Origin of the sequence: Actinomadura sp. KC345 (assembly GCF_004348515.1) — a bacterium.
Taxonomy (GTDB): Bacteria; Actinomycetota; Actinomycetes; order Streptosporangiales; family Streptosporangiaceae; genus Spirillospora.
Genome location: NZ_SMKH01000269.1, coordinates 1 through 10,516 on the forward strand (window position 1 = coordinate 1; position 10,516 = coordinate 10,516).

Below are 10,516 nucleotides of genomic sequence, written 5' to 3' on the forward strand. Positions count from 1 at the left end.
CAGTGTCAGTGGGCCTACCGGGCTGTCCACGACGACGTGCGTCGGGTTCATGTAGGCGATCCTTTCTTGGTCAGGACGTCGGGAGCAGGTTGATGGGGTGGTCGCCTGTGGCCCACAGGTATTGCACCTCGACGGGGAGCGTGAGGAGGCCGAACTCGGCGGGGCCGCACCGGACCACGACCTCCGAGCCCTTCGTGAAGATATCCACAGGCTGTGGAGGAAGGTTCCGGACGATGTCCGACAGGAGCCGCCCGGGGACGAGGACGCGCCCCGGCTCGGTGACGGTGGCCGCGTCCCAGGCGCGGGCGGACACCTCGTAGTCGAACGCCGCCAGGGACAGCTCTCCCTGGTCGGTGACCTCGATGAGCATGCCCGCGAGGACGGGGAGCGCGGGGCGTGCGGGCAGCGTCCGCGCCGCCCACGCCACGGCGTCGGCGAGGGTCTGCCGGTCGACTCGGAACTCCACCTTGGTCTGCCTTTCCGCGACGGCTTGCCATGGCCGGGGACCGGCCATGACTAGCACGTTATCCCCAGGGTCGGACAGTCAGAAGAGGGCGCTTTGGGCGGCGTGGGTCGTGCGCTCGAAGTCGAGGAGGTAGCGCTTGCGGTCGAGCCCGCCGCCGTAGCCGGTGAGGTCGCCTGTGGAGCCGATGACGCGGTGGCAGGGAACGATGATGCCGATGGGGTTCCGCCCGTTGGCGAGGCCGACGGCCCGGGACGCGGACGGATTTCCCATGTCGACGGCGAGCTGGCCGTAAGTGGCGGTGTCTCCGTAGGGGATCTCTTGAAGCAATGCCCAGACGCGCTTCTGGAAGGGTGTTCCGTGGAGGTTGAGCGGCAGGTCGAACTCTGTCAGCTCACCAGCGAAGTATGCGGAGAGCTGTTCGGCGACGGTCGCAAAGGGGTCGGTACCTGGGTCTCCGGGCGCGCCGAAGGTCTCCTCGGCTGGACGGTGCCGCTGCACTTCCATGTAGAGGCCGGACAGGGCGCCGTCTCGGGCCACCAGTGTCAGTGGGCCTACCGGGCTGTCCACGACGACGTGCGTCGGGTTCATGTAGGCGATCCTTTCTTGGTCAGGACGTCGGGAGCAGGTTGATGGGGTGGTCGCCTGTGGCCCACAGGTATTGCACGGCGTAGGCGCGCCATGGACGCCATCGGGCGGCGCGACGGGTGAGGGCAGCAGGCGTCGTGGGGAGGTCGAGATCCATGGCAGCGGCACGGACCCCCAGGTCGCCTGGGATGAACGCGTCGGGATCTCCGAGGGCACGCATCGCGATCGTCTCAATGGTCCACGGACCGAAGCCGGGAAGGGCGGACAAGCGCGCGCGGGCCTCCTCCCAGTCGCTCCCCACGCCGAGGTCGATTTCACCACTTGCGAGCCCGCCTACGAGGGTCATGAGCGTGGTGCGCCGGGTCTTCGGGAACGCGAGTGCCTCGGGGTCGAGTTCCGCTAGGGCGGAGGGGGTCGGGAACAGGTGCGTCAGTCCGCCGCCTGGGTCGTCTATGGGGTCGCCGTAGGCGGTCACCAGTCGTCCTGCATGGGTCCGGGCCGCCGCCGTGGACACTTGCTGGCCCAGGACGGCGCGGACGGCGAACTCGGGGGCGTCCACGGTGCGGGGGACGCGCCGTCCGGGGGCCTTGTCGATCAGAGGGGCAAGGACAGGGTCGGTGCGGAGCAGATCGTCCACGGCGACGGGGTCCGCGTCGAGGTCGAGCATCCAGCGGCACCGGCTTATCGCGATGGTGAGGTCGCGCAGGTCGCTGAGGGTGAGCGTGCAGGCGACATGGTCGGGCCGGGGCCGGAGCGTGGCGATGCCGTGCCCGTGGGGGAGGCGCATCGCGCGGCGGAACGCGGCGTCGCGCCACTCCTCCACGCCCGGGACGGCGGTGGCCGCGAGATGGCCGAACAGGTTGTCGGGGCAGAGCGGCACCCGGAAGGGCAACCGCAGGGACAGCGCGCCCGACCCGGCGGGCGGGTGCCCTTTGGCGACTCGGTCGCGCAGCTCGGTCGGGGTCAGCGCGAACACCTCGCGGACGGTGTCGTTGAAGGAGCGGATACTGGCGAAGCCCGCCGCGAAGGCCACGTCGCCCATCGGGATGGCCGTCGTTTCGATGAGGAGCCTCGCCGTCTGCGCACGCTGGGCCCGCGCCAGGGCGAGTGGACCGGCGCCCAACTCGGCGTTGAGCTGACGCTCGATCTGGCGCGTGCTGTAACCGAGCCGTCCTGCGAGACCAGGGACGCCCTCACGGTCGACGACGCCATCGGCGATGAGCCGCATCGCACGGGCGACGACGTCCGCACGGTGGTTCCATTCCGGTGAGCCGGGGCTTGTGTCGGGCCGGCAGCGCTTGCAGGCACGGAACCCGGCTTGCTGCGCGGCGGCCGCACTGGGATGGAAGCGCATGTTCTCGGGCTTGGGCGGCACGACAGGGCAGCTGGGGCGGCAGTAGATACCGGTGGTGACGACCCCGATGAAGAACCATCCGTCGAAGCGGGCGTCCTTCGCCTGGACGGCCCGCACGCATCTTTCCGCGTCCTCGTGCATGCCTCCCAGCATCACCGATGGTCACGCGATTCCACTAGCGGGAAACCGACATCATCGTCGCGCCGCCGCCCCGTGCGCACCGGCCATGACGTCCCAGGTAATCGATCTTCCGACGCGGGGTTGGCAGCGTAGGGGCCACCGGGACGAACCCGGCCGATCAGGCGGGAGTCATGACATGAGCGATGTTCAGCAGCGGGTCGAGCGATACCTGGCCATCTGGAACGAGACCGATCCCGCCGCCCGGCGCGCCGCGATCGACGAACTGTGGACGGAACACCCCGCGTACGTCGACCCGCTCGGCGTGGCCGAGGGACGGGACGCGATCGACGCCTTCGTCGGCGCGGCGCAGCAGCAGTTCCCCGGCATGGTCTTCCGCCCCGCGGGCACCGTGGACGCCCACCACAACGTGGCCCGCTTCACCTGGGAACTGGGCCCCGAGGGCGGCGAGGCGCTCGTGGTCGGGTTCGATGTGGCGGTCTTCGCCGACGACGGCCGCTTCGACCGCGTCCACGGCTTCCTCGACAAGGTGCCCGCCTGACGCCCTCCGGCGGCGCGCCGGACGTCCGACCCGGCACGCCGCCCACGGCGGTCAGAGCTGACGGTGCGCCGCAGGGAGCGGCTACCCAGGCCCCCGTTCGTACTATCCGCAGCGGCAGGCTCCGCCACGGGAGCTAGGGCGAACATCGCTCCGGGGCGGGACGGCCGTTCGGCGCACGGCTTCCTAGGCTCGGCAACGCTCGGCTAGATCAAGGAGGCCACCGTGCGTCGCCAGCTTTCCATCGTCGTCCTGGCCGCGGCCGGCGTAACCGCGCTCAGCGCATGCGGCATGGCGTTCGCCTCGACCCACGAGGACGACGCCGCGCTGAAGGGCGGCATCACCGCGGTGCACATCGAGGGCATCGGTTCGGGCCGCGTGACGTTGCGCGGCGGGGCGTCCGAGGCGGACATGTCCGTCCACCGCAAGATCAAGTACCGGGGCGACAGACCGGAGGGGCCGACGCACCGGATCGAGAACGGCGTCCTGACGCTGGGCGACTGCGGCTCGCGCTGCTCGGTGAGCTACACGGTCGATCTGCCGGCGGGCGTCGCGGTGAGCGGCGGCACGTCCAACGGCGCGATCGACCTGTCCCGCGTGGGGAAGGTGGACGTATCGACCGAGTCGGGTTCGATCCGCCTGGACGACATCAGCGGCACGGTCAAGGCGCGGACGTCCAACGGCGAGATCGAGGGACACGGCCTGAAGGGCGGCGGCACCGACGTGGAGACGTCGAACGGCGAGATCACCCTGGTACCGGCCAAGGCGCAGAACATCCGCGCCAAGGCGTCGAACGGGGAGGTCACGGTCACCGTCCCGGCCGGACCGTACCGCGTCTCGGCGCGCACCGGCAGCGGCGACCGGAACGTCAGCGTCCCGGACGACCCGTCCGCCGAGCACCGCCTCGACCTGACCACTGACAACGGGGACATCACCGCCAAGCCCGCCGGATAGCCCCGGCGCATGGCGCGCAATGTCGAAGTCGGCGAGTTCCTCAGGTCGCGGAGGGCGCGTCTGCGGCCCGAGGACGCCGGCATCCCCTCCTACGAGGGCCGGCGCCGCGTGCGCCACGACCACCCGGACGCCGGACGGCTCATCCTCGGAGAAGGCGCTCCGGTGGCCGGCTCGCCTATCCGGGCCAACCGACCACGACGGCCACGGCGAAACCGAGGAAGACCGATCCCAGGACCAGGAGACCCGAGTTCTCCAGCAGCGACCTCACCATGTTCCTGCGTGTGAAAAGGAGCATGACCTTCGGCTTGCGCGCCAGATACACCACTGGCACCTCTTGGCCCGGCTCCATCTCGGTGTCCATGCGCACGATCGACTTGAAGGCCACCCGGCTTCCGTGCTGGTCCACGAAGGCGAAAACGGGTGTCCGCCGCGATTCGCCCACCGTCTGGTGGCCGACCACTACACCGGTCGTGCGTATGCCGCGTCGCCATAGCAGGCACACGTGCACGACGTCCCGCAAATAGCCCACGAGAAGACCTGCTCCGACCGCCCCGGTGGCCAGGATGGCAATCAGTTCACCCGACACTCTGCCCCCTCCACCCGGTGGGCCCCCTGAGCAATGGGACGCCTCAGGGTGTCCTGAAGTTCGGGTGCAGAGGCTGCCGCAGGAGAGGGAACACGCCACCGCGTTTGCTCGGAGAAAGTGCGACCGATCTCGGGGTCATCCGCTCATTCGGCGGCGGCGCGCAGGCGGGTTTCGCGGTCCATGGTCAGCAGGGCCGTGTTGACCAGGGCAACTCCGGCGAACGCGATCGCGAGCGCCGGATGTCCCCGGCGGCCTGGTTCACATCCCGTCGCCTCGCGCGTCGCCCCGGATGGCGTGGACCCCGATCTCAGACATTCGATACCTCCCAGATCGGACGGGCCTGTACCCGCGAGATCCGCCAGCCGCTCTCGGCGCGGGCGGCTTCCAGCTCGTAACGCTCGCCCAGCAGGCGAGGCGCGCCCTCGTGCGCGAAGACGACGAGAAGGTTCGCCGCGATCGTGGCCCGGTCGCCGTGCACGTCGATCAGCGGGCCGGTGATGAAGTGCTGGGTCGGCACCGTGTGGTTGCGGCGCGCCTGCGCGACCAGCGCGTCGACGCCCCGCCCGCTGACGGCGGGACCACCGCTCCGAGCGGCGGCCCGGCTACCGCGGATGCCGGGGGAGCCGGATCGTGACGACGAGGCCGCCGGTGGGGCGGGGTGTGAGGTCGAGGGTTCCGTCGTGTGCTCGGACGATGCTCTGCACGATCGCCAGCCCGAGTCCGACGCCGGCGTGGTCGTTGGTGCGGATGCGCGTCGTCCCGCGCTGGAAGGGTTCGGTGAGGGTCGGCAGGAGTTGCGCCGGGAGCCGATGGCCGGTGTTCTCGACCTGCAGCACGCTCGCGTCGTGCCGCGATTCGGTGTGGACCGTCACGGTGCCGCCGGTGGGGAGGTTGTGGACGATCGCGTTCTGGACGAGGTTGGACACCACCCGCAGGAGGAGCGCCGGAGAACCGGCGGTGTGCGTCGCCTCGCCGGTGACGTCGAGTGTGATCCCGCGCCGTTCTGCGAGGTGAAGCAGCGTCTCGGTGGCTTCTTCGGCGATGAGGGACAGGTCGACGGTCTCCCGGGTGAAGCTCCTGTTGTTGCCGCGGCTGAGCAGCAGGAGGGCCTCGGTGAGGTCGATCGCCCGCGTGTTCACGGTGTGGAGGCGTTCTATGAGTTCGCCGTGGTCGCGCGTGGGGTCGCTGCGTGCCACGTCCAGGAGTGTCTGCGAGATGGCCAGCGGCGTGCGCAGTTCGTGGGACGCGTTGGCGGCGAACCGCTGCTGTTCGGTGACGTGGGATTGCAGTTGTTCGAGCATGGTGTCGAACACGTCGGCGAGTTCGCGGAACTCGTCGTTGGGGCCTTCCATGCGGATCCGGTGCGACAGCGATCCGTTGGCGGCCGTCCTCGCCGCGTCCGCGATCCGCGTGAGCGGTGCGAGCATCCGGCCGGCGAGAAGCCATCCCCCCAGGAGGCCGAACACCAGGAGGAAGAAGAGTGCTTGGCCCGCGCGGGGGGCGAAGGCGCGCTGGAGGTCGGAGCGGGTGGGGGCGACCCGCTGGACCGGCGCCCCGCGGACGCCGCTCCCCGGTCCGGCGACGAGCGCGCCGTCCGGGACGTAGCGCAGCAGGAACAACCACACCACGGCCAGCAGGAGAGCGCCGGCGAGCAGGAGGAATCCGGCGTAGCTGAGGGTGAGTTTGAGCCGGGTGCTGAGCCCTGGGCGCCTATTCACGGGCGCCGCCCGGGTGGACGGGGTCCCTGCCTGTGTCGATCCGGTAGCCGACGCCGGGCACCGTGGCGATCAGCCACGGTTCGCCGAGCCGTTTGCGCAGGGCGGAGACCGTGATGCGGACGGCGTTGGTGAAGGGGTCGGCGTTGGCGTCCCAGGCCCGCTCCAGGAGCTCTTCGGCGCTGACGACACCGCCTTCGGCGGCGACGAGGACGTCGAGCACGGCGAACTGCTTGCGGGTGAGCGCGACGTAGCGTCCGTCGCGGAAGACCTCCCGGCGGAAGGGGTCCAGCCGCAGGCCCGCGATCTCGCTGACCGGGGGCCGGGCGTACGCGCGCCTGCGGTCCAGCGCCCGCAGCCGCAGCACGAGCTCCCGGAGATCGAACGGCTTGGTGAGGTAGTCGTCGGCGCCGAGCTCGAACCCGGACGCCTTGTCGTCGATCCGGTCGGCGGCGGTGAGCATGAGGATCGGGACGCCGCTGCCGGAGGCGACGATCCGCCGGGCGATCTCGTCGCCGGACGGGCCGGGGATGTCGCGGTCCAGGACCGCCAGGTCGTAGGAGTTGACGGCCAGCAGCTCCAGGGCGGTGTCCCCGTCACCGGCGATGTCGGCGGCGATGGCCTCCAGCCGGAGCCCGTCACGGACGGCTTCGGCCAGGTAGGGCTCGTCCTCCACGATCAGAACGCGCATGCCTGAAGGCTATGCGGCACCACATATCGCCGACGTATGCGAACCGGACACGCCCGGGACGGCCTCTGCCTTTCGCAGCGCCTTCCGGCCTGGCCGGACCGGCCGGGTCATGACGTCACAGGCTCAACTCCCGGGCCGATGGGTGCGGGCACGGCGGCGGCGTCGACCAGGCGCGCGACCAGCTGTTCGTAGGGCAGTCCGGCAGCGGCGAACATCCTGGGCACCTGGGAGGCGGCCGTCATTCCCGGCATGGTGTTGACCTCGTTGAGGACGGGTCCGCGGTCGGTGAGGAAGAAGTCGATGCGGGCGACACCGGCGCAGCCGAGCGCGTCGAACATCCGCAGCGCCGCCCCGGCCAGGGCCGCCCGGTCTGCGCCGTCGATGCCGGCGGGCACGCTGAACCGCGCCGAACCGTCGTACTTCGACCGGGTGTCGAACAGGCCGTCGTTGTGGATCTCCAGCGGCGGCGACGCCCAGCGGCGACCGTCGGCCTCGCGCAGGACGGCCACATCGATCTCCCGGCCCACGACGACGTCCTCGATCAGGATCCGGTCGTCGAATCGCGCCGCGCAGCGCAGCGCGTCGCATAGCCGGGCGCCGTCGCGCGCCAGGGCGACGCCGAAACTCGACCCGGCCGAAGCGGGCTTGACCACCACATCGGTCTCGAACTCGACGTCCGCGATCTGTGCGGCCGCCACCAGCCGTCCGGGAGCGGTGCGGATCCCGACGGCCTGCGCCACGAGCTTGGCCGCCCACTTGTCCATGCCGAGCGCACCGGCGCGCAGGCCCGAACCGGCCATCGGCGTGTGGGTGAGGGAGCACAGCGCCGCGAGGGTCCCGTCCTCGCCGGACGGGCCGTGGACCGCGGGAAAGACGACGTCGGCGCGTTCGATGACGGCCAGCGCCGCCGCCAGGGAGCCGATGGCCCGTGACCCGAGCGCATCGGTTCCCCGCCTCCACAGCCCGTCGCGGCCGATGGTCAGCTCGTCCACGTCGAATCCGCTGGAACGCAACGCCTGCGCGACCGCCGTGGCCGTGGACAGGGAGACGTCATGCTCGGCGCTCTCTCCGCCGCCGACCACCACGATTCGCCGTGTCATGCGGTACTCCTCTTCAAGCGGTGCTCCTTCTCACACGCGGCCCGATGCCGGTGACGATGGTGTGTGGAATGGTCCCGGCCCAACGAGCCCAGTCCTGGACGGACGGGACCGCGCCCCCGTCCGGGCCGAACACGGTCGCGGACGTGCCGGCCGGGAAGCACAGGGCGCCGGTGTCGATCACGATCTGGTCCATCGAGACCCGTCCGGCGACCGGGAAACGGCGCCCGCGGATCTCAACGCCCGCCTGGGGCGAGCACTCTCGCGGGATTCCGTCGGCATACCCGACGGGCAGGACGCTCAGATGGGCCGCGCGATCGGTGACATACGCGCCGCCGTAACCGACCGGCGTCCCGGCCGGAACCGCCGTCGTGTGCACGATCGGCGCGGTCAGGCGGGACGCGCCGTGCATCGCCACGGTCCCGGACGGATCGATGCCGACGAGTCCCGCCCCGACGCGGACCATCCCGAGATGGGTCGCCGAGTCGGTCAGCGTCCCCGACGTGGCCGCGAGATGGGCGACCGGCGAGCCGAGCCCCGCCGCCCGGACCGCCCGCTGCGCCTCGCGCATACCGGCGACCGCCGGCGCGTTCGCCGCCGGGTCCGCCCGGTCGGCCAGCGGAAGATGGCCCATGACGCCGACGACACGGACCCTGCGAGCCCGTTGACCGCGCTGAGCGAGACCGATCAACTCGTCCCACTGCCTGCGCCGGCAGCCCCCACGGGACATGCCGGTGTCCACATGCAGGTGAACCCGCACGGTCGACGCGGCGTGCGCGACGAGAGCGCCGAGCTCGTCCACCGACCCGACAGCGACATCGACCCCGGCGGCCACCGCCGCCTCAGCGTCGATCCCGGACGGGTGCAGCCACGCGAGGATCGGCACCGCCAACCCGGCGGCACGCAACGCACGGGCCTCCGCGACGCTCGTCGTCCCGAGCCACCCGGCACCGGCGGCGACGGCGGCCCTGGCGACCGTGACGGCGCCGTGGCCGTAACCGTCGGCTTTGACCACGGCCATGATCGTGCTCGGTGTCCGCGCACGAATCCTGGCGACGTTCGCGGTGACCGCCACCGGCAGCGTCTGCAAGGTCGGCGCCCCGGAGGCTCGGCGCTGGGGCGCGACCGAGACCCGGTTCATGGCCGTATCCCCAAGTCCTTGACCGAGCCCGCGCGCACCGGCGGGCAACCGTCGTCGATGGCATCGGGACACAGCTCGTAATGCCAGGCCCCATTGCTGTAGACCCGGCACAGCCCGTATCCGGCGCGGTCCTCGGAAAGCCAAGCCGCGGCGTCCGGGTGCGGCAGCCGGACCGGCTCCACCGTGCGGTACTCGAAATGCCACCACTCGTTGTCGTAGACGCGGTAGAGCCCGTACCGCCCGCCGTGCCGTTCGAGCCACCGCGCGCCCTCGGTCGGACGGACGTCGAGCGCGAGCCCGCGCACGTGGCTGGACTCCTCCGGTGGCAGCACCCGGCGCCGCGCCGCCCGCACCGAGCCGGTGCGCCGGACCTCCTCGGTGAAGATCCGGTGCTGTTCCGCCGCGTCGCGATGCCCCGAGGTGAGGCCGATCAGCTGCCCGTCGCGCCAGAACGCCTCGGCCCGCGCGTGCGTGAACGCCGTCAGCGTCTCCGGTGCCAGCCCGCGCAGGTCCTCGGCGGGGTAGCGCAGGGCCAGCGCCCACTGGCAGGCCAGGAAGCGGGCCCGTCCCGGCGCGCGGCAGAAGGCGACCGGCACCAGCAGCACCGCGACGAGCCGGGTGACGATCGCCAGGACGCGCGCATTGCTCGCCAAAGGTGGTTTCGCCATGCCCCCACGGAAGACGAGCGACCGTTGCGAGGGCGTATGCGATTTTCGATACGCCCGCGATACACGCCTTTTCCCTGTGCAGCACAGGTGCTTCTGCTGGTGGAGGGGTATTGGCCTGCCTGGACGCCCACGTGGTGAGCGATCTCAAAAAGATCGGCGAGGTGATGTCGAGACGGCCGGGGCGGCTCCGACCTTCTGGTGACCGGCGCCGGACGGCGGCGCCGACGGAACGAAGGAGCACCCTGATGTCCAAGGTTCGCGTCCACAACTTCGCGATCTCGCTGGATGGGTTCGGCACCGGCGCCGACCCAGGCCCGGACGCCCCGTTCGGCCACGCGGGCGAACGCCTGCACGAATGGATGTTCGCCACCCGGTTCTGGGGCGAGATGACCGGCGCCCCAGGCGGCAGCACCGGCGCCGACCACGCCTTCGCCGCCCTGCACGAGCCCGGCATCGGCGCCGAGATCATGGGCGCAGGCAAGTTCGGCCCACCCGGATGGCAGGACGACCCCGACTGGAAGGGCCCCTGGGGCGCCAACCCGCCCTTCCACACACCGGTCTTCGTCCTCACCCACCGCCCCCG

The 10,516-nt window shown here is 71.1% G+C and carries 11 protein-coding genes and 2 pseudogenes; 3 read left to right on the forward strand and 10 right to left on the reverse strand.

Features of this window, described 5'->3' with window-relative positions:
* Nucleotides 1-127: 127 nt before the first annotated feature.
* From E1281_RS31440 to E1281_RS31450, 3 genes and pseudogenes are all read right to left on the reverse strand, one after another.
* A pseudogene (locus tag E1281_RS31440) lies at nt 128-466 on the reverse strand (DNA polymerase III subunit beta); the annotation flags it as partial.
* Between the two features lie 78 nt (nt 467-544).
* Nucleotides 545-1,054, reverse strand: a complete 510-nt coding sequence (locus E1281_RS31445) for a methylated-DNA--[protein]-cysteine S-methyltransferase (protein ID WP_131883347.1) — start codon at nt 1,052-1,054, stop codon at nt 545-547.
* Between the two features lie 19 nt (nt 1,055-1,073).
* Complete coding sequence (locus E1281_RS31450; RefSeq protein ID WP_131883348.1) at nt 1,074-2,546, reverse strand: AlkA N-terminal domain-containing protein; 1,473 nt, start codon at nt 2,544-2,546, stop codon at nt 1,074-1,076.
* A 175-nt stretch (nt 2,547-2,721) separates the two neighbouring features.
* Between E1281_RS31450 and E1281_RS31455 the strand changes: the two genes are divergently transcribed.
* Together E1281_RS31455 and E1281_RS31460 are read left to right on the forward strand one after the other, a co-directional pair.
* A complete protein-coding gene (locus E1281_RS31455; RefSeq protein ID WP_131883349.1) occupies nt 2,722-3,084 on the forward strand; it encodes a nuclear transport factor 2 family protein in 363 nt (120 codons plus the stop codon).
* 222 nt (nt 3,085-3,306) lie between these two features.
* Entirely contained in the window at nt 3,307-4,035 is a 729-nt protein-coding gene (locus E1281_RS31460) for a DUF4097 family beta strand repeat-containing protein (protein WP_207943598.1), read from the forward strand.
* A 175-nt stretch (nt 4,036-4,210) separates the two neighbouring features.
* Here E1281_RS31460 and E1281_RS31470 read toward each other — a convergent pair whose 3' ends face one another.
* The 7 genes from E1281_RS31470 to E1281_RS31500 all read right to left on the reverse strand — a co-directional run bounded on the left by E1281_RS31470 (nt 4,211) and on the right by E1281_RS31500 (nt 9,933).
* A complete protein-coding gene (locus tag E1281_RS31470) occupies nt 4,211-4,621 on the reverse strand; it encodes a DUF3592 domain-containing protein (protein WP_165959192.1) in 411 nt (136 codons plus the stop codon).
* 307 nt (nt 4,622-4,928) lie between these two features.
* Nucleotides 4,929-5,234 (reverse strand): nuclear transport factor 2 family protein, encoded by a 306-nt coding sequence (locus tag E1281_RS31475; protein ID WP_131883351.1) that lies wholly within the window; start codon nt 5,232-5,234, stop codon nt 4,929-4,931.
* Nucleotides 5,224-6,339: a HAMP domain-containing sensor histidine kinase gene (locus E1281_RS31480; RefSeq protein ID WP_131883352.1), complete on the reverse strand. Its 1,116-nt coding sequence runs from the start codon at nt 6,337-6,339 to the stop codon at nt 5,224-5,226. The genes E1281_RS31475 and E1281_RS31480 overlap by 11 nt, the downstream gene beginning before the upstream one ends.
* Nucleotides 6,332-7,027, reverse strand: coding sequence for a response regulator transcription factor (locus E1281_RS31485; RefSeq protein ID WP_131883353.1), 696 nt, complete (start codon nt 7,025-7,027; stop codon nt 6,332-6,334). Before E1281_RS31485 ends, E1281_RS31480 begins: the two co-directional genes overlap by 8 nt.
* Nucleotides 7,028-7,134: 107 nt before the next feature.
* Nucleotides 7,135-8,127: a D-alanine--D-alanine ligase gene (locus E1281_RS31490; protein ID WP_131883354.1), complete on the reverse strand. Its 993-nt coding sequence runs from the start codon at nt 8,125-8,127 to the stop codon at nt 7,135-7,137.
* 13 nt (nt 8,128-8,140) lie between these two features.
* The gene (gene alr, locus E1281_RS31495) at nt 8,141-9,265 is read right to left on the reverse strand and encodes an alanine racemase (protein WP_131883355.1); all 1,125 of its coding nucleotides are present in this window, start codon (nt 9,263-9,265) and stop codon (nt 8,141-8,143) included.
* Entirely contained in the window at nt 9,262-9,933 is a 672-nt protein-coding gene (locus E1281_RS31500; RefSeq protein ID WP_131883356.1) for a M15 family metallopeptidase, read from the reverse strand. Before E1281_RS31500 ends, alr begins: the two co-directional genes overlap by 4 nt.
* 245 nt (nt 9,934-10,178) lie before the next feature.
* Between E1281_RS31500 and E1281_RS42225 the strand changes: the two are divergent.
* Nucleotides 10,179-10,516, forward strand: a pseudogene (locus E1281_RS42225) (dihydrofolate reductase); the annotation flags it as partial.